The organism is Romboutsia sp. BSD2780061687b_171204_C1 (genome assembly GCF_015560225.1).
Classification (GTDB): domain Bacteria; phylum Bacillota; class Clostridia; order Peptostreptococcales; family Peptostreptococcaceae; genus Romboutsia_C; species Romboutsia_C hominis.
In genome coordinates this window covers 1-19,434 of sequence record NZ_JADMRK010000001.1, presented here as the reverse complement: position 1 = coordinate 19,434, position 19,434 = coordinate 1, and the positions used below count along the sequence as shown (strand labels likewise).

Sequence of the window (19,434 nt, the reverse complement as noted above, 5' to 3'; positions counted from 1 at the left end):
AGCTCTTTTTCATTTATATACTATTCTCCACAACTTCCAAAGTCGCAAACTTTAGAGAATGTATCTACAACTCTTGGTTGCACACCATTTGGTGAAGTTAAAACAACTAGTTGCTCATTAATTAAAGTACTGACATTATTTTGTAAGCAAAGTATTAAATCTATATCATTTGGTATGCTTAATTCACAATGACATTCACAATCATCATGATCTATACAGCTTAGTAAAGCTTTTCCGATACAATCTACTGTTAAATGTGTTTGGAATTCTTGTCTTAATGTAAATCCTCTTCCATCTGATGGTACACCTATTGGTGCTGATAATGTATTAAATAAGAATTCAACATCACGGCATCTCTTAGATTGACCTCCATGGCATTTTACAGCAGGAAATGCAAAAGCTATAAATTCTGTGCATCCGCATCTTCCTCTTAATTCTAGTACTAAATCTTCTACAAGTACACTTAATCCTTTTTGTTTATATACTACTGATTGTCCTTTTCCCCTATTACAACATCTTCTATGTGTTTCTCCACATACTGCATATTCAAAAGTAGTTTCACATCTTTTTCCTACTGTTGGTTCTAACGGTTCTATATCAAAATCTTCTAAAGTTGTCATTCCTGTATTTATTATTATTCCATTATGGTTTATACAAATTTTTTCTATTTCTACATTTACTTGACCTACTCTAGGTATTGGACCATTTATTTCTACTAATTCAACATCAAATACTAATGGAGCACCATTTGGAGCTGTTGCATCTGTAAATGTTTGAAATACCATAGTATCAAATATCCTATTGGCCTCAATTGCAACTGGTACACTGTTTGATACATTAAATCTTGGTGGATTTATAGGACCAAGACACTCAGGTCCACATTTATTTTTTATACATGTATCAGCATCTGGTTCACAAGGCTCACAGCACTGTGGTTCTGGATGACATACACACTCGCACTCGCACTTCATATTGTGGTTACAATCTGAATGTTTATCACAGTTTGAGTCTTTTTTACATCCACATCCTCTAGTTAAATCATCATCTACTTCTTGACTTACATGTTCTTCTAAACAGTCGTTTTCCATTTGATCTATATGCTGATTAGGAACTCTTTTTCTATTTCTTTTTAAATCTTGCATATAATGTCCTCCCCTTAAATGAATTATTGTTAATATTCAGCTTTTCACGCTTAATAAATATTATGCATTTAACTTATGATTTGTTACTTACTTGTACTTCTATTTACTAAAACTAGAATAATTTTCTATTATGACAATATACATTTAATATGAATTAATTTACAGGGAGATGATTTTTTGGGTTTTGTTAATGATTGCCATACAATAATTAGACGTTCTAACAAGGATATATTTAGATTTAGAACATCTAATGTTTTAACTTATGATTATTTTGATACCTATAGTAATCTGATCAAATCAACATATATTACAGATAAACCTTTAGATTTTACCAAGTTTTATTTTAACCTAGATAATAATGATAACATATATGGTATTTACATAGATGATAGCTTAAAATTAGTTGATATAAAAAATTCTGAAACTACATTTACTAATTTTGATGTGTTTACTTATAATAGCAATAAGTTTACTTTATTATTTCCTTATATTAAAAAATTAGATAATGAAATTCATATTTTATACTATGTTTATAGCAATGATAGCGGTAATATTTGTGCACTTATTCACCATCATAAATTAAATGGTGTTTGGACGGAAAATAAAATAGATTTTATAAATAATACTATTTTAAATAATTTCACAGTGATTTGGATTCAAAACTCACCCACAGTTTTTTACCTAAACCTCGTAAACGGATTTGAAGAAGTTTTTATGTCAAAGTTTAATTTAAGTACTTCAACTTGGTCTAAGCCTTCTCAATTAACTAATACAAGAAAAAATAAAATATACTTATCTGTATTAAAAGATAGGCTAAACTTTTGTCATATAGTATTTTGTGAAAATGTTGATAATGGGTATGCTGTTAAATATATAAATGGTTATTTAATGGATAATAAACTAGATATTAATATATCTAAATATATAACAGGTTCTTCATCCTGCATGTATCCAAGTATTATGAAATTTAAATCTGATATATATATTATGTGGGTTAACTATAATAGATTACATACATCTATTTCAAATGATTTAGGAAAGACTTGGAGTGATCATAAGATTGATGAGTTTAGTTTAGAGGAAGAGTTTACTAGATCTTTATTTTACTCTAATTATAAATATGACTTAGATTACAATACAACTTCAGTATTTACTACTTTTGATGACATAGGTATATTGGGATTTTAAATTAAAAGAGTGTTGCTTTTGCAACACTCTTTTAATTTAAAATCCCGAAACACCGTTAGCTTACGTAAATTCATACCCGAGATACTCCCAGGTGGGTGACCTGCCAATAACTTTTAACTTCCCAGTTAAAAACTAGGCTTGTTATCCATCATTAGACTTAGTCTCCCTTATAACATTTGTCGGTTGAATTTAAATAAGCAATATCGTATGCTTCAGGATTTTATATACTTATTATATAACAAAATCAGTAATTTTAAAAGTAGTTTTATATAGTAATTAATGAAATATTAAGATATATTTCCATATTATTCATCTAAATCATCTATGTACTCACAAAAGTCGTCATCATCTTCATTAAAATCATCATATGCATCATATTCACTATCATAACTATAATATTTTTTATCATCTTTATCATCATCGACTCTTAAAAGGCTTCCCAATAATTTTAAATTATTCATGCTTCCCAAATTATTTAAACTCGCTAGAGAACTTATACTAAATCCATTTTCTTCTATATCATCTGGTAAAAATAATTCTGCAAATAAATCTATTTTCTTTTTCATATCGATAGCCTTTTCTATAGATTCTTTCCTTTTTTCAGGAAAAACTTCTAAAATTTCCCTAATCATCATATTCTTCTTATCTTCCTCATCCATACATCTAAAAAAGTTTGTTTCTTCTTCCTCGATATCCTCTATTGAACTAAGTTTCTTTATTCCCCTAACTAAGTCTAATACACTCTCAATCTTAACTAAAAACTTTCTTTCATCTTGTGACATATACTTTTTAGTTCTAGTTATTATTTCCATGCCACGCTCTAAATCTTCATCACTTAAATCCATAAGTTTTAAACCTTTATTTATATCATTTATACTAAATGTAATAGAATTATTATTTGAATTATCACTACTCTTTTTTCTTCTTTTTTTATTAACTCTTACTTTTTTTGTTTTATCTCTACTATTTCTATCATTTTTTTGAGTCATATCAATATTTTCCTTAACCCCCTTTGATTTAGCTTTATTTTTATTATCAAATAAGGATAAATCTCCTAATGATATATTCCCGTTACTAAGTGCAATCATTCCAAGTATTAAAAGTAGATTATTCAATAATCGTCACCCCTTAAAATATACTTCTCCCTCATATATATTTATGTTTTATTTGTTATTAGTGTTACTTTTTTTTATTTCGTGTGCATATATATTATCTATAGAAATTTTTATCTAAGATAGAATCTCTTCACATTTTATAATTTTTTCTATATATAAATAGTATGAGAAAAATTCAATATATATTATAGAAAGGGGCATTTTTATGAAAAAGATAAATGCAGAAGCTCTAGAGAAAATGGCTAAAGAAAAAAATATAGATAAAGATAAAATAGAACAAATTGCTGACAGCTATAAAGGTAAGTCTGAAGGTGAGTTAATGGATGAACTAATCAAAATAGGTCAAACTCTAAAGGGAAGAGATGAAGTTGTCTCTAAATTTAAGACTTTCCTAGATGAAGAACAGCGAAATAAACTAGATGTTATAATGAAAAAAATATCTGATGCTGAAATTGAAAATAAAATTAATGCTAAGAAATCTAAAACTAAAAAAGGATCTGGAGCTTCTACTAGTGAATCTAAAAATTCTAAATCTAGTAAAAAGTCTAAGCCTAGCAAAAACAAAATATCTTCTCCTAGTGAGTCATCTTCCCCAGCACATCCAAAAAAAGTAGTTAAAAAAGTCAAAAAAACTAAAAGACCATAAATAAAAAAAGCTATCCTAAAATTAGGATAGCTTTTTTTAACTTATTTTAGAATGTATATCCTCTATTACCTTATCTTTAATCTTATTTCCTAGCTCTAATATTTCACCACAACATTTAGTATAGTGATTTTTTGTATTATCATCCTTAATACTAGATAAATTTACCTTTACATTAAGTATAGCACCTTCTAACCCTGTATAAATCATTAATGTCCCTACACCTATATCTGTTATGGCATTTTGATTTCCATAAGTAGCTATATAATCTACTAATTTTAATGCTTCTAGTGATAATTCTGCTGTCTTATACGGAACTTCTATTGAAAATAAAGTTGCATCTTGAATTGCACTATTTCTATTTTTTATTTCTTCCTCACTATTTTTAGGCATTTTTAAAGCCTTCATAACTTCATTAAATGCTTCTGTATCTTTATCAACTAAGTTTACTAGTTCTTGCCTTATATCTGATAGTTGATTAAATATATTTACAAATTCTATTCTTGTAGCTTCATCTAAATTTTCATATTTTTTCTTTCCAAAACTTAAATGAGCCATCATTTTGCAAAGTCCTACCCCTATATTACTAGCTAAAGCAGCTACTGAACCTCCACCAGGAGCTGGTGAGCTAGAATCTACTTCATCAGAAAATTCATTTAAACTCATATCTATTAATTTCATACTTTCCCCATCCTTTAATTGTTATAACATACACGCTTATCTTTTACTACTAGTTTTCCATCTTTATAAACTCTATCTACATGGTTTATTCCAAAGTGATACATTAAGTATTCTATATTAGGAGAATCAAATATAACAAAATCTGCTCTTTTACCGACTTCTATTGATCCTATTTCATATTGCCTATCAATACAATACGATGCATTAATAGTTACTGCATTTAAAACTTCATTTGGAGTCATTTTCAATCCTAAACATCCTAATTGCATTGCAAATTGAAGATTTTCACTTGGACAACTCCCTGGATTATAATCACTAGATATAGCTACTCTAACACCTAAATCTATCATTTTTCTTGCATTTGCATATGATTTATTTAAATTAAATGATGTTGCTGGAAGAATATTAGCTACTACATTTTCTTTTGCCATCATTTTAATACCATCTTCACTAGCTGCCATTAAATGGTCGGCTGATATACAGCCTAATTTTGCAGAAAGCTCTGCTCCTCCTAGTGATACAATCTCATCAGCATGAATTTTTAGTTTATATCCACATTCCTTTGCCTTTTTAAGTATTAATTCACTTTCTTCTATTGAAAATACACTATCTTCACAAAATACATCGCAAAATTCAGCTAAATCTAATTCCTTTATCTTCTTCATGTCTTCTAATATTTTAAATATAAACTCATCATGATTTTCTCTATATTCTAACGGTATAGCATGTGCTCCTAAATATGTATGTACTAAATCTATAGGATGATCATTATCTAACTCTTTTGCAACTTCAAGTTGTTTTATTTCTGTATCTAATTCTAATCCATAACCACTCTTAGCTTCTACTGTTGTTACTCCAAACTCTAACATTCTATCTAAGCTTTTTTTAGCTTTATCGTATAATTCTTCTTTAGTAGATATTTTAGTAGCATTAACCGTGCTTAAAATTCCTCCACCTTGTTTTAATATATCTATATAAGAAACACCCAAAAGTTTCTTATAAAATTCATTTTCTCTTGATCCGCCATGCACTAAATGAGTATGTGAATCTATAAGCCCTGGTGTTACTAATAAACCATTTGCATCTACTACCTCTGTTTTTTCATCTATCATGCTATGATAATCATCTTTACTTCCTATTGAAATGAATTTACCATCTTTTATTGATATATATGCATCTTCTATCATTTCTATATTGCTCATATCTTTTTTACTTTTAGTTTCATCACTTTTACAAGTAGCTAATTTACCAATGTTTTTTATAATCAAATCTGCTATCATACTATTACTCCATCAAGCTAGTTTCTAATACTTTTTCTAAATCAAAGTTTTCTAATCCTAAATAATAAGAAGCAACATCTATAAGTGCCTCCATAGGGCAAAGTCCTACTACTTCACTTCCAGTAACATTTACTCCAAACCTTCTAGCTTCCATTTTTACAGCTTCAAAAGCCCTATACATACTAGTTTTTGTGTAATCAGTTAGATTCATCGTTACTTGAGTAATTTTTCTTTCTGGTATTTCAACAGGTCCCGCTTTTATATACCTATAACCTCCGCTTGAGTGTCTAATAGTTTTAGCTATTTTATTTGCAATTTCTATGTTATCAGTATCAAGGTTTATATTATATGCAATAAGAGGTCTCCTAGCACCTATAGCTATTGCACCTGCGCTTTCATGCTTTTTAGCTTCTCCAAAATCAGGTATCCAATTGCTATCTTTTAGCTTTTCATCTAAACCTTCAAATTCTCCTTTTCTTACGTTAGCAAGATTTTGTCTATCAGGTTTTGTCGCTGCATCTTCATATAAAAATACTGGTATACTTAATTTATCTGAAACTTCTCTTCCAAGTTCTTTAGCTAAATTGACAGCATCCTCCATAGTCATATCTTTTATAGGTATAAATGGACAAACATCAGTTGCACCAAATCTTGAATGTTGCCCCTTATGATTATTCATATCTATTATATTTTTAGCAACTTCTATAGACTCAAACACTGCCTTTTTAACTTGTTGTGGTTCTCCTATAACTGTTACAACCAGTCTATTGTAATTTTTATCAGCTTCATAGTTTAATAGCTTTACACCTTCTTTTTTTCTTAGTGGTTCTACTATTTTCTCTATTTTTTCTAAATCTCTTCCTTCACTAAAATTTGGTACGCATTGAACTACGGCCATATACTTCCCCCCCCTATAACTTTATATGTTTTATATAGAATTTAAAATTTATTATGTGGTTAATATTTTCTATAATAATTTGCTAAAAATTTAAATTCTCTATAATCTCATCTATAACTTCTTCTTCTACCAAATATGGTAATGTTATATGATCTTTGCCTTTACACATTTTATTATATTCAATAACTGTACTTATAGAATTTTCATTTCTAGCCCATGCTCTTCTTGCAACACCACTCATAACATCCCAAGGCATAGAACTTCTTAATATATCGTCAACTCTTAAAGATCCATCTAATACCATTCCAAACCCGCCATTTATAGATTTACCTATACCAACTCCTCCTCCATTGTGAAGAGCTACCAAACTCATTCCTCTTGCACAATTACCTGCAAAACAATGAGTTGCCATATCAGCCATTATATTACTTCCATCTTTTATATTTGATGTCTCTCTAAATGGAGAATCTGTACCTGACACATCATGGTGATCTCTACCTAACATTACTGGTCCTATTTCACCTTTTCTTACCATGTCATTAAATTTAAGTGCAATGTTAGTTCTTCCCATAGCATCTTGATATAATATTCTAGCTTGAGTACCTACAACCAAAGCATTTTTCTTTGCATCTCTTATCCATATCCAGTTATCTCTATCTTGATATCTTCTGTCTGGATCTATTATCTCCATCGCTGCTTTATCTGTTTTTTCTAAGTCTTCTTCTTTTCCTGATAGGCATACCCATCTAAATGGACCATATCCATAGTCAAACAATTGAGGCCCTAGTATATCTTCAACATATGATGGGAATATAAATCCATCTTTTTCATCTACTTTATTTTTTGATATTTCCTTACACCCTGCATCATATATAGCTTTCATAAAACTGTTACCATAATCAAAGAAATATGTTCCTCTTTTATTAAGTTCTTTTATCAAATTAAAATGATTTACTAGAGTTTTATTTACAAGTTCTATAAATCTAGTTTTATTCTTATCTAAAAGCTCTGTTCTTTCTTCAAATGTAATACCTTGTGGGCAGTATCCTCCATCATAAACAGCATGACAAGATGTTTGGTCAGAAAGTAAGTCTATAAATATGTTATTATTAACAGCATATTCTAATAAATCTACTATATTTCCATGATATGCAATGGCACATTCTTTTCTTTTGTCCATATACTCCTTCGCTAAATTAAATGCTTCTTCACAGGTATTAGCAATTTTACTAACCCAACCTTGATTATATCTTGTTTCTATTCTTGAATAATCAACTTCAGCTATTATACCTACTCCACCAGCAATTTCTATAGCCTTACCTTGAGCACCACTCATTCCTCCAAGGCCCGAAGTTACAAATAGTTTGCCTTTTAAATCTTCTTCCTTCCCTAAACCTAGTACTAATCTTCCTGCATTTAAAAGTGTTGAATAAGTTCCATGAACGATTCCTTGCGGACCTATATACATCCATCCTCCAGCTGTCATCTGTCCATAATTTGAAACACCTATAGCAGCTGCTCTTTTCCATTCTTCTTGGTTATCAAACATTCCTATCATAAGGCCATTTGTAAGTATTACTCTTGGGGCATCTGGTTTTGACTTAAAAAGACCTAATGGATGGCCAGATTGTATAACTAATGTTTGATCTTCAGTTAAAACTTTTAGATACTCTTTAACCAGTACATATTGCATCCAATTTTGAAACACTTGCCCTGTTTCTCCATAAGTTACAAGCTCATATGGATAAAGAGCTATATCAAAATCTAGGTTATTATCTATCATAACCTGAAAGGCTTTACCTTCTATACATTTTCCTTCATACTCTTCTATAGATTTTCCTTTTATATTTCCTTTTGGTCTAAATCTATATCCATATATTCTTCCCATTGTCATTAGTTCTTTTAAAAACTCTGGTGCTAATTCTTCATGATAATTTTCAGGTATATATCTTAATGCATTTTTAAGCGCTAACTTTATATCCTCTTTAGATAGTTTTGCCTCTCTTTTTGGCGCTCTTCTTATTCCTTTAATAAATTCACAATTATCTTTAGGTATTTCATTAATTTTTATAGACATTCCTTCAAATATTTCTTGATTTAAAATATTTAATGTTTTCTCCATTAGCATCCTCCTTATAGTGCTTTATATAAAACTTACTTCTGGAATTTCTTAATTTACTAAAATATCTTCTTCTATAGCTTCTTCTACTTTATCAATTATTAAATTTGAAATTATTATATCTTCGCATTTATCAATATCTTTATACATTATCCTATCTTTATCAACAAATGGTATATTATCTCTCACAACTTTATAGGCAGCCTTACTTCCTACTCCTAAATTATTATTTTCTCTTAAATCTATGGCTTGGACTGCTCCTAATATTTCCATTGATAATACTTTTCTAGTATTTTTCATTATTTCTCTTGCTTTTCTAGCTGCTATAGTTCCCATAGAAACATGATCTTCTTGATTTGCTGATGATGGTATTGAATCTACACTTGCTGGATGTGCTAAAACTTTGTTTTCAGATACTAGAGATGCTGCACTATACTGCACAATCATAAATCCTGAGTTTAATCCACCTTTATTTACTAAAAATGCTGGCAAATTATGATTTATTGCTGGGTTTACTAATTTTTCTAATCTTCTTTCTGATATATTAGCTATCTCTGCTAATGCTATTGATAAAAAATCAAAAGCTAATGCCATTGGTTGTCCGTGGAAGTTTCCACCTGATATAACTTCTTCTTGATTTGGAAATATTATTGGGTTGTCTGTTACTGAGTTGATCTCTATATTTACTTTATTTTTAACATATTCTATAGCATCTTTGCTAGCACCATGTATTTGAGGAGAACATCTTAATGAATATGCATCTTGTACTCTTATTTCTCCTTGTTTTGTTGTCATTTCACTATCTTTAACTATATTTAATATATTTTTAGCTGTATTTATTTGACCTTTATGTGGTCTTACTCTATGAACCTTCTCGTCCATTGCACAAGATATTCCATTTAAACCTTCCATAGTTAAAGCTAATGCTATATCTGCATGCTTTAATAGATTTATGGAGTCATATAGTGTTAATAGACCTATTGCCGTCATAACTTGTGTTCCATTTATAAGAGCTAAACCTTCTTTATAAGATAAGTCTTCTAATATATCTATGTTTGCTTTTTTCATTGCTTCTTTTGAAGGTAATCTTTCACCTTTATATATAGCTTCACCTTCTCCTATCATAGTTAAAACCATATGAGATAGTGGCGCTAAATCTCCAGATGCACCAAGTGAACCTTTCTCTGGTATTATAGGATGTACTCCTTCATTTACCATACTTATTAATACTTCTAATGTTTGTAATCTTATCCCTGAATATCCCTTTGACAAAGCATTTATTCTAAGTAGCATAATAGCTCTTACTATTTCTTCGTCTAGTGGATTTCCCACTCCACAAGAATGACTTATAATTAAATTTCTTTGTAATTCTTTTGCGTCATCTTTAGATATAACTATATCTGAAAATCTTCCAAAGCCTGTAGTTATTCCATAAGATACTTTATCTTCTTTCACGAATTTATCTACTAAAGCTCTAGATTTTTGAATATTATCTATAGCTTCCTTACTAAGCTTTACCTTATAATCATTCCTTGCTACTTTTACAACATCTTCTATGGTTAAATCATTTCCATTTAGTGTAATTATCCCCACAGCGTAACCTCCCCAATGTAAAAATATATTCTATTTAAAAGACTTCTATACTTTTTTATGCAATCCTCCTTAATAATAATTAAAATTATATGATATAGCTATAATAAAAAAGTGTCTTAAAATAATGCTAGTATTATTTTAAGACACTTTTTTATTATCTTTCTATTACACTTTCTCTTTCAACTATTCTGTATGGTAATTCTATTTTCTTTTCGTCTAACTGTTCTTTATTTATCATTTTGATTACCATTCTTATAGCTACAGCTCCCATATCATATAATGGTTGATGTACTGTAGTTAATTTTGGTCTATACATATTAGCTATTTTTACATCATTAAATCCTGCAACTGATATATCTTCCGGTACTTTATATCCAGCATCGCATATTGCATTTATGGCTCCTATTGCAGCTTCATCTCCCGTTACAAATGCTGCATGAGGTATTATTCCTTCATCAAGTAGTTCTTTCATACTTTCATATCCAGCTTCATAAGTAGTTCCACCATATTTAACTAAGCTCTTATCTAATTGTATATTTCTTTCATTTAAGGCTTCTTCATATCCCGATAATCTTTCCATTTCAAGTACTGTATCATCTTTACTAGTCATCACAAATGCTATTTTTTCATGCCCTTTATCTAAAAGATATTTAGTCATATCATAAGTAGCTTCTTTATTACTTGTACTTACTGTATATATATCATAATTTCTTGCTGTTTTACTTATATAAGTTGCTGGTATTCCACAGTTTTGTATATAGTTTATATGATCTTCTTCTACTTTCCAAGATATCATAACGATACCTTCAACTTGTTTTGCTCTTAGTAAATTTATACTTTTTAATTCTTGTTCTTTATTTGAGTAAGTATTAGCTAATAATATCTCATAATCATACATTTTAGCTACTTCCTCTATACCATTTAATATTTCATTTACAAAAGAATCCGATACTTCTGGTACTATAACTCCTATTAGCTGACTTTTTTTAGTAACTAAACTTCGAGCTAGAGGGTTTGGTATATAACCTGTTTCCTTTATAACATCTAAAACTTTTTGCTTTACTTCATCAGTAACTGGTTTTGAATCATTTATAACTCTCGATACCGTAGATATAGAAACTCCAGCTCTTTTTGCCACATCTTTTATAGTTATGTTGCTTTTCATTTTAGTTCCTCCTTATACATATTTTATGTATTTTAAAGTTTAATCCGTCTACTTTCTTAAATTTTAATTTTACCATATATTATAAATTTTATAAATATTTTAAGACGATTATTTATTAGTTTTATTATGTAATATAATTTTTATACCCAAAAACAGCGTATTAATTTACCTTCATAAGTAAATATTTTATCTCTAAATTAAAAAAAAAGCAACGGTATTTAACACCGTTGCTTTTTTAGTAAATATTAACAGCAATCTCCGTCTTCGAAAAGACCTCCACAAGAACATGTTATTAATAATAATATTAAGAATGGTATCCAATCAGTTATACAAATCTCACTCCAACATTCTTGGAAAGCTAAGAATAAGAAGAATAATACTATTATCCACCAAGCTCCACCTGCGAAAAATCCACAATCTCCAAAAAATCTATCTAGCATAACAAATTCCTCCCTTTGATAAATTTTTTAATGAATTAACTTTTAGATGTCTATACATAATCTAAAATTTTGTATAGTATATAATATGAATCTTTTAAATTTTTGTTACTCATAATGTTTTTTATTTTTTAATTTTACTAACAATCTCCTCCAATTTCTCCACAACTACAAACTATTAATAGTAATATTAAGAATGGTATCCATTCAACTATTTCTATTTCACACCATTGTTCTCCAAATACTAAGAATAAGAAGAATAATATTATTATCCACCAAGCACCTCCAAAGAAACCATCACAACCACCAAATAATCTATCTAACATTTTGCTACCTCCTGTTGTTATTATAATTTGAGTTTTCACTCTTAACATATAATATGCAAGAAATTAAATTTGTGATATTAGTTTGTATAATTTTTATTTTTATAATTTAAAATAAAAAAACAAAAGAATGCAAAGCACTCTTTTGTTTTCTTATTTAGCATCCACAGTCGAAGTTAGCCTCACAGCATCCAAAATCTCCATCATTAACTCCTACACATGAACACACTATTAATAATAATATTAGGAATGGAATCCAGTCAGTTATGCATATATCGCTCCAACATTCTTGGAAAACTAAGAACAAGAAGAATAGTATTATTATCCACCATCCTCCTCCTCCCATACAATCAAAAACTCTACTTAATTTGCTACTCACAAAAATCCCCCCTACATAAGAATAATTCTTTAGTGAAGTATATTTATGTCTCGTTAGGGCTTTTGCCCACTTAATACATAGTATGTAATTTTTCAAAAAGTGTTATTATTTTTTTATAATTTATAAAATTTTTTGTTAATAAAGAACTCTAAATAGAGTTCTTTATTAACAACATCCACATCCACAATCAAAATCAAAATTAGTCAATAAAAGTATTATAAGAACTATCCAAATAATACCCATATCATCACATAATATCCATTCAAGAAGATCATCTCCTAGTAAAAGTATTACACCTATTACTATCAATACTATTAGACCAGTGTTGCCAAATAATCCTCCTCCAAAGAATCTTGATAATCCTTGATCTGTTGACATTAATATCCCACCTTTAATTTTATGAATAATAGTATATTACTAACTATTTAATAAATATTATGTAATAATGTGTAAAATTGTTACCCTTTTATTAAATTAAATCATAATATATTTGTCTATTACTAAATTTTTTTACACAAAAAAAGAAATCAAATGATTTCTTTAAAAAAGCTTATTAACAAAGACTTTCATCAAAATTAAATAATAAAAGTAGTACTAATATAATCCACATCCAAGCATTATCGTTTTCTAGAAAGTCATCTAATAAATCTGTAAATATAACAATAAATACTAATACTATAACTATTAGCATTCTATTGTTTAAAATATTATTATTCCCTCCAAACAAACGAGTTAGGGTATCTTCTAATTTTGCCATTAAACCCCCCCTTTTAATTCATGATGTCTTTATTAAATGTATATAAGATTACTATACTAAGTTTTTATTGATTATTAACCTATCAATCTCTCTATCACATAATTTATTGTACTTTTCTACTTCTCCTAAATATATCTTTTTACCTTCTGTCTCTTTTAAGCTTTTTACTAAACTATCTATGGACTTTACCTTATAGTTTTTATAATTATCTATTAAAAATGTTGTATCAGTATTATTTAATCCTTCTTTAAGACTATTAAGTCTTTTTATATAGTCTTGTTTATTTTCTAATACATAATATTCCTTATCTATTATATCTTCTAGTATAATATTTGTTTCTGCCACATAATCTTTAATCTTTTGCATATCTAATGTTACTGAATTATAATAAAAATTTCCTAATATTACTAAAAATACTCCAATTGAAGATATTAGTAAACTTATATACTTCATAACAATTCCTCCTATGTATAAAATTTATATATTAATTTATATTCTCATTAAAAAAGTTTATTACATTTTCTTAAAAACTCTATTGAAAAATTTTTAATATTATATTAAACTACAAGTAAATTTATAAACCGTTTCTAGGAGGGTTAAACCATGTTTGAAAAAATAAAATCAATAATAGCTGAACAATTAGGAATAGATAACACAAATGTAATGACTAAAGATACTTCTTTAATAGAAGATTTAGAAGCTGACTCTTTAGATGCTGTTGAAGTTATAATGGCTCTTGAAGATGAATTTGGAATAGAAATTCCAGATGAGGAAGCTGAAAACTTCAAAACTATAGGTGATATCTGTAAATATATAGAAGATAACCAATAATCTAAAGAAATAAAGCCGAGCATATGAAGCTCGGTTTTAACTTATTAACAGCAAAAATCATCATGGCAACCATCATTTCTCCCAAGCATAAATACTAAAAATACTAAAAGTATAATCCAAACTAATGAATTATTTTGGTCGAAAAAACAATCTAAGTTTCCATTTGAATTAATTAAAAGAAGTACAACCAATCCTATTATCAAAAAAAATATCATTGGATTATCATCTACAAAATCAAACCCTCTTAACATATCTTTTAGTTGTTCCATATTTACCCCCTTAATATGTAACAATTTTAGTCCTATTATATTTATATGGCTTTCAATAATATATATTGCATGTACACTAAAAAATTAAATTTACTCCTAATAATTAAAATATTATTTTTAACATGCGCAGATTTCTTGAAATTACTTTACTCTAAAAATTAAACATATATTTTAAGTTTAATACAGAAAGTTTAATACAGAATATTTGTATACAAAAAACACCAAAGCTTTATAAGTCTTTGGTGCTTTTTGCTACTTCTCTTCGTAAAATCTAATATTTTTTAATGTTATATCTATACTTCCATCTGGGTTTTGCTTTACACTGTATTTCATTGGGTCTTCAAAATCTTCTAAATTTCCTTTTAAATCAAATCCATTATCCGTTTTTATACTTCTTTTCTTAAGCTTTTTTTCAACCCATGTTTTATCTATATTGAAACCTTCATCTAATCCCTTATCTTCCATATGTTCTTTGAAGCTTTCTTTTAGATTTTCATCTTTTATATTATTTTCTATAAAATCATTCACATCTATTTCATGCTTTTCTTTTAATGTATAATTAAGTACACTTCTCATATCTTCTGCTTGTTTTATATTTTCTGTTAATGCATTTGTTATCCAATTTTCCGCTGACTTTTTAAATACCTTCGTCTTATATTTGTCATCATCAATTCTTTCTGCATTTAAGAATTCCTTAATGAACTTTGATTCACTTTCTTCCTTCTCTGCATCTTTATCTAACAATCTTAAATGAAACTCATCATTTATTCCACTTACTCCTATAATTGCACATTGCTTTTGTCTTCCTGTTTCTGGTATACCTATTTCATTTGCAACCATTTGTATATTAAACTTATCATCTATAAATTCTATAGAGTGAGTGTAAAGTTTTTTATAATCTAGCTTAAGTATAGCTACATATTTTTCATCCTTAACTGTATATAAACATATTGCTAAATCACATGAATCTATTTCTGAATTGATTTTCATTATATCAAATAAATATGCTGCTATTTCCTTAGAATTTTCTAAGAAAGTGATTTCATCATATATTATCTGCTCACAGCAATTTTTTATTATATTATTGTTATAATCCTTAAATATTCCTTTTCTTAAATCATCATCTTTAGTTACTCTTTTTATTATTTTTTGGAAAAACTTATCTACCTCAGGATTTATTTTTCCCTCATAGTCATTTAGTATTGGAACATCACTATTTTTATCTAATACATGTATTATAAACTTATGAATTATCATAATCTCACCTCTAATTATATTTGTTATTTTAGCTTATTTATTAAGTCTTCTATATCTTTTGGTAAATTAGCCTTAAACTCTAACTCTTCTTTCGTTCTAGGCTGATTAAATTTTAAGCTATATGCATGTAATGCTTGTCTATTTATGAGATTTTCATCTACATATCCATAAAGCTCATCACCTATTATACCATGACCTATATAGTTCATATGGACTCTTATTTGATGTGTTCTCCCTGTTTCAAGCTTTACTTCTAGTACTGTAGCATCATTTAATCTTTCTAATACTTTATAATGAGTTACAGATTCCTGCCCTCTTTCATCCACAACTCTTTTTATACTATCTTCCGTGGGTCTATATATTGGTTGATTTATAGTTCCAAAATCTTCTTTTACTATTCCTTTTACAACAGTTATATAAGTTTTTTCAACTTTATCTTTGCTCATATCTAATGATAAAGTATGATGTGCATAAGCATTTTTAGCAACTATAACTAAACCAGATGTATTCATATCTAATCTATTTACAAACCTTACTTTAACTTTTTCATTTTTCTTGATTATATAGTCAGTTATCCCATTTGCTATTGTGCTTTCACTATGGCTTTTAGTCGGATGTACCACCATAAACGGTGGTTTGTTAACCATTATTATATCAAAGTCATCATACAATATGTCTAAATTTAAATCTTGTGGTGTAAAATTCGCCATATCTTCTTCTATTTTTACTTCTATTAAATCACCTTTTTTAACTTTAGTACTAGGCTTTTTAAATTCACCGTTTACTAACATACTTTGTTCTCTTTTCATCTTTGATAATGATCTTACAGAGAAATTTAATTTATCTAATAGTATCTCTTTTAACGTTGAATTTTCTTCACTCGTATAAGATATGATATTATACCTTTGTTCTTCCTTTTTAAACAAATCTGCACCTACCTTCTTTTCTTATAACATTATATATTTTATACTATTTTAGATTAATAGATAAGACCTTTTATTATTAATATCTTACTTATATTTGTTTATAAACTTTAAATTTTACTTATTTTTAGTATACATAAATTCTTTCTTTATGTATTATCTTATATATGTACCTCTATAATCAACTATTTGAGTATAAAGAGTTTATTTGTCTACTTTTAATTAACTATAATTTAACCTATTAAGTTATGCTATAATACAAAGTATAGAGGGGTGGAAAAATGAGAAAAATTATAACTGTAAAATCAAATGAACTTAAAAAATCTATTGCAACGAAAAACTTATTAACTAACAAACTGATCTCTGCTGGATTTGAGGTAATCGATTATTTCCATCCAGATACAGAACTTGTTATATCAATTGGTGGAGATGGATCTTTTTTAAAGACTGTTCACGATTTTAATTTTCCTGATGTTCCAGTAGTCGGGATAAACACAGGGCACCTTGGCTTTTTCCCAGATATTTCTCCAGATGATATTGATAGATTTATAACATCATACATAAATGAAGATTATTTGATACAAGATATACCTCTTCTTGGTGCTAGTATCTGTACTGATAAACATTGTAATGATATATTTGCTATAAATGAAGTCGTTGTAAAAGGAGATAAATCTAGGATTATACACATTGACGTAAATATAAATGATAGACATATACAAAAATTTAGTGGAGATGGAATGATTATATCAACTCCTACAGGTTCAACAGCCTACAATTATGCAGCAGGAGGTAGTATTGTTGATCCAAGTATAAGCTTAATGCAGCTTACTCCACTTTATCCTATAAATACAAATGCTTATAGAAGTTTTACTTCTAGTATTATATGTTCTAATGATTCTGTAATAAATATTACTCCTGAATATAGATTTGAAAACTCAATTATAATAGTAATAGATGGAGTCGAGCATAAATTTAATCGTATTTCTAGCATTAAAACTTTTATGTCTGATGTTAAAATAAAATTACTCAGAATGTCAAACTATGAATTTTGGAGTAGGGTTTCTGAAAAATTCTTGTAATCTTAACTTAGGAGGAAATGAAATGAAAATAGGTGTAATGAGCGATACTCATGGAAGTTTACTTTATTTTGAAAAGGCACTAGATGCATTATCTGAGTGTGATGTGATTTTACATGGTGGTGATGTTCTGTACCATGGACCTAGAAATGATATTCCAGAAGGTTATAATCCAAAAGGAGTAATAGCCAAAATTAATGAACTTAATAATATAATTATCGCTAGGGGAAATTGTGACGCTGACGTTGATCAAATGGTTATAAATCATCCTATCCAAAGTCCGTATGTTATGAATCAATTTGGTGAAACTAGAATAATAATGACTCATGGATATACTAAGTCTAAAGAAGATACTATACAAGATGCTAAAAATATGGGTGGAGATATACTTATTCTTGGTCATACTCATGTTAAAGAACTTTATATAGATGAAAATTTAATAGTATTAAATCCTGGAAGTACATCAATTCCTAAAGATGGCACTCATTCAGTCGCTATTATAGATATAAATCAAAGTGATGATGAAGTTGATATGGAATTTAACTTACTAGATATAAATAGCGGTGACGTAATACATATAAATTAAAAGGGAGAGGTTATTTTAGCCTCTCCTCTATTTATATATATCTACTTTTTATTCATCGTTTCCACTTTTTTTAACCGTTTTAGAATCGCTCACTTTTTTACTATTTTTTATTGGTTCACTCTTACTATCATGTTTGCTATCGTGTTTGTTGTCATGCTGGCTATCGTGTTTGCTATCATGTTTGCTATCATGTTTACTATCGTGTTTGCTATCATGCGAGCTTTTACTACTCTGCATTTTTTTTCTAAAATTCATATCCCATATACTCCTTATTTTTTAATAATTATATTTTCCTATTTTCTTGCTAGTCCTAACAACAATTGTTATTGTTATTATCATTATCACAATTATCATCATCGCAATTGTTATTATTGCAATTTATTTCGTCATGTTCAAATTTATGTTTTTTTCCACAACATCCACAAGTAACATATATATTTATAGGTGTATGAACAGTTATTGGTCCTATATTGTTGTTTGCATTTGATTGATTGTTTGCACTAGATTCTGATGTTGAATCTACATCTGCACTTGCATCTGCTGTTGAATCTGAGTCTGATGTTGAATCAGATGTTGCATCTGCGTCTGCTGTTGAGTCTGCATCCGCTGTTGCATCTGCGTCTGAACTTGCATCAGATGTTGAATCTGAGTCTGATGTTGAATCAGATGTTGCATCTGCGTCTGCTGTTGAGTCTGAGTCTGATGTTGAATCAGATGTTGCGTCTGCATCTGCTGTTGAGTCCGCATCTGCTGTTGCATCTGAGTCTGA

Annotated in this window: 24 protein-coding genes and 1 other RNA gene; 5 read left to right on the top strand and 20 right to left on the bottom strand. The window is 28.4% G+C overall.

The window, feature by feature from the left end; genetic code table 11:
- Window positions 1–20: 20 nt before the first annotated feature.
- Window positions 21–1,142, bottom strand: coding sequence for a hypothetical protein (locus tag I2H23_RS00125; RefSeq protein ID WP_195236803.1), 1,122 nt, complete (start codon window positions 1,140–1,142; stop codon window positions 21–23).
- 177 nt (window positions 1,143–1,319) lie between these two features.
- Between I2H23_RS00125 and I2H23_RS00120 the strand changes: the two genes are divergently transcribed.
- On the top strand, window positions 1,320–2,330 hold the full coding sequence (locus I2H23_RS00120) for a hypothetical protein (protein WP_195580831.1): 1,011 nt from the start codon (window positions 1,320–1,322) through the stop codon (window positions 2,328–2,330).
- A 37-nt stretch (window positions 2,331–2,367) separates the two neighbouring features.
- Here the strand turns inward: I2H23_RS00120 and ssrS are convergent.
- Both ssrS and I2H23_RS00110 read right to left on the bottom strand, forming a co-directional pair.
- A non-coding RNA gene (gene ssrS, locus I2H23_RS00115) (6S RNA) lies at window positions 2,368–2,552 on the bottom strand.
- An 83-nt stretch (window positions 2,553–2,635) separates the two neighbouring features.
- Window positions 2,636–3,418, bottom strand: a complete 783-nt coding sequence (locus I2H23_RS00110) for a hypothetical protein (protein WP_195581162.1) — start codon at window positions 3,416–3,418, stop codon at window positions 2,636–2,638.
- A 232-nt stretch (window positions 3,419–3,650) separates the two neighbouring features.
- Between I2H23_RS00110 and I2H23_RS00105 the strand changes: the two genes are divergently transcribed.
- A complete protein-coding gene (locus tag I2H23_RS00105) occupies window positions 3,651–4,091 on the top strand; it encodes a hypothetical protein (protein WP_092927320.1) in 441 nt (146 codons plus the stop codon).
- Window positions 4,092–4,127: 36 nt separating this feature from the next.
- Here I2H23_RS00105 and I2H23_RS00100 read toward each other — a convergent pair whose 3' ends face one another.
- The 12 genes from I2H23_RS00100 to I2H23_RS00045 form a co-directional block, all read right to left on the bottom strand.
- The gene (locus I2H23_RS00100; protein WP_195236801.1) at window positions 4,128–4,769 is read right to left on the bottom strand and encodes a cyclodeaminase/cyclohydrolase family protein; all 642 of its coding nucleotides are present in this window, start codon (window positions 4,767–4,769) and stop codon (window positions 4,128–4,130) included.
- Between the two features lie 14 nt (window positions 4,770–4,783).
- Window positions 4,784–6,049: an imidazolonepropionase gene (gene hutI, locus I2H23_RS00095; RefSeq protein WP_092927324.1), complete on the bottom strand. Its 1,266-nt coding sequence runs from the start codon at window positions 6,047–6,049 to the stop codon at window positions 4,784–4,786.
- 4 nt (window positions 6,050–6,053) lie between these two features.
- Entirely contained in the window at window positions 6,054–6,947 is an 894-nt protein-coding gene (ftcD, locus tag I2H23_RS00090) for a glutamate formimidoyltransferase (protein ID WP_092927326.1), read from the bottom strand.
- Between the two features lie 82 nt (window positions 6,948–7,029).
- Window positions 7,030–9,069 carry a urocanate hydratase gene (locus tag I2H23_RS00085; RefSeq protein ID WP_195580830.1) on the bottom strand — a complete coding sequence of 680 codons (2,040 nt, stop codon included), beginning with the start codon at window positions 9,067–9,069 and terminating at the stop codon, window positions 7,030–7,032.
- 48 nt (window positions 9,070–9,117) lie between these two features.
- Window positions 9,118–10,659, bottom strand: coding sequence for a histidine ammonia-lyase (gene hutH, locus I2H23_RS00080; RefSeq protein WP_195580829.1), 1,542 nt, complete (start codon window positions 10,657–10,659; stop codon window positions 9,118–9,120).
- 154 nt (window positions 10,660–10,813) lie between these two features.
- Window positions 10,814–11,824: a LacI family DNA-binding transcriptional regulator gene (locus I2H23_RS00075; RefSeq protein WP_166504885.1), complete on the bottom strand. Its 1,011-nt coding sequence runs from the start codon at window positions 11,822–11,824 to the stop codon at window positions 10,814–10,816.
- A 245-nt stretch (window positions 11,825–12,069) separates the two neighbouring features.
- Window positions 12,070–12,264 (bottom strand): hypothetical protein, encoded by a 195-nt coding sequence (locus tag I2H23_RS00070; protein ID WP_092927334.1) that lies wholly within the window; start codon window positions 12,262–12,264, stop codon window positions 12,070–12,072.
- A gap of 137 nt (window positions 12,265–12,401) precedes the next feature.
- Window positions 12,402–12,587: a hypothetical protein gene (locus I2H23_RS00065; protein WP_092927336.1), complete on the bottom strand. Its 186-nt coding sequence runs from the start codon at window positions 12,585–12,587 to the stop codon at window positions 12,402–12,404.
- Window positions 12,588–12,741: 154 nt separating this feature from the next.
- A complete protein-coding gene (locus I2H23_RS00060) occupies window positions 12,742–12,963 on the bottom strand; it encodes a hypothetical protein (protein ID WP_330383780.1) in 222 nt (73 codons plus the stop codon).
- Between the two features lie 165 nt (window positions 12,964–13,128).
- On the bottom strand, window positions 13,129–13,341 hold the full coding sequence (locus I2H23_RS00055; RefSeq protein WP_092927338.1) for a hypothetical protein: 213 nt from the start codon (window positions 13,339–13,341) through the stop codon (window positions 13,129–13,131).
- Between the two features lie 175 nt (window positions 13,342–13,516).
- On the bottom strand, window positions 13,517–13,720 hold the full coding sequence (locus tag I2H23_RS00050; RefSeq protein ID WP_092927340.1) for a hypothetical protein: 204 nt from the start codon (window positions 13,718–13,720) through the stop codon (window positions 13,517–13,519).
- A gap of 51 nt (window positions 13,721–13,771) precedes the next feature.
- On the bottom strand, window positions 13,772–14,173 hold the full coding sequence (locus I2H23_RS00045) for a hypothetical protein (RefSeq protein ID WP_092927342.1): 402 nt from the start codon (window positions 14,171–14,173) through the stop codon (window positions 13,772–13,774).
- Window positions 14,174–14,323: 150 nt separating this feature from the next.
- On the opposite strand from I2H23_RS00045, the gene acpP reads away from it, so the two are divergent.
- A complete protein-coding gene (gene acpP / locus I2H23_RS00040; protein WP_092927344.1) occupies window positions 14,324–14,551 on the top strand; it encodes an acyl carrier protein in 228 nt (75 codons plus the stop codon).
- Between the two features lie 44 nt (window positions 14,552–14,595).
- Here the strand turns inward: acpP and I2H23_RS00035 are convergent, their stop codons facing one another.
- The 3 genes from I2H23_RS00035 to I2H23_RS00025 all read right to left on the bottom strand — a co-directional run bounded on the left by I2H23_RS00035 (window position 14,596) and on the right by I2H23_RS00025 (window position 17,003).
- Window positions 14,596–14,820 (bottom strand): hypothetical protein, encoded by a 225-nt coding sequence (locus I2H23_RS00035; protein ID WP_092927346.1) that lies wholly within the window; start codon window positions 14,818–14,820, stop codon window positions 14,596–14,598.
- A 252-nt stretch (window positions 14,821–15,072) separates the two neighbouring features.
- Entirely contained in the window at window positions 15,073–16,077 is a 1,005-nt protein-coding gene (locus tag I2H23_RS00030; RefSeq protein WP_092927348.1) for a nucleoid-associated protein, read from the bottom strand.
- Window positions 16,078–16,100: 23 nt separating this feature from the next.
- Window positions 16,101–17,003: an RluA family pseudouridine synthase gene (locus tag I2H23_RS00025; protein WP_092927350.1), complete on the bottom strand. Its 903-nt coding sequence runs from the start codon at window positions 17,001–17,003 to the stop codon at window positions 16,101–16,103.
- 278 nt (window positions 17,004–17,281) lie between these two features.
- On the opposite strand from I2H23_RS00025, the gene I2H23_RS00020 reads away from it, so the two are divergent.
- The gene (locus tag I2H23_RS00020; protein WP_092927352.1) at window positions 17,282–18,082 is read left to right on the top strand and encodes an NAD(+)/NADH kinase; all 801 of its coding nucleotides are present in this window, start codon (window positions 17,282–17,284) and stop codon (window positions 18,080–18,082) included.
- Window positions 18,083–18,104: 22 nt separating this feature from the next.
- Window positions 18,105–18,665 carry a phosphodiesterase gene (gene yfcE / locus I2H23_RS00015; RefSeq protein WP_092927354.1) on the top strand — a complete coding sequence of 187 codons (561 nt, stop codon included), beginning with the start codon at window positions 18,105–18,107 and terminating at the stop codon, window positions 18,663–18,665.
- Window positions 18,666–18,713: 48 nt separating this feature from the next.
- On the opposite strand, the gene I2H23_RS00010 is transcribed toward yfcE, so the two are convergent.
- Together I2H23_RS00010 and I2H23_RS00005 are read right to left on the bottom strand one after the other, a co-directional pair.
- Complete coding sequence (locus I2H23_RS00010) at window positions 18,714–18,920, bottom strand: hypothetical protein (RefSeq protein WP_141664393.1); 207 nt, start codon at window positions 18,918–18,920, stop codon at window positions 18,714–18,716.
- Between the two features lie 55 nt (window positions 18,921–18,975).
- A partial coding sequence (locus I2H23_RS00005; protein ID WP_207741675.1) for a hypothetical protein occupies window positions 18,976–19,434 on the bottom strand: 459 nt, incomplete at its 5' end.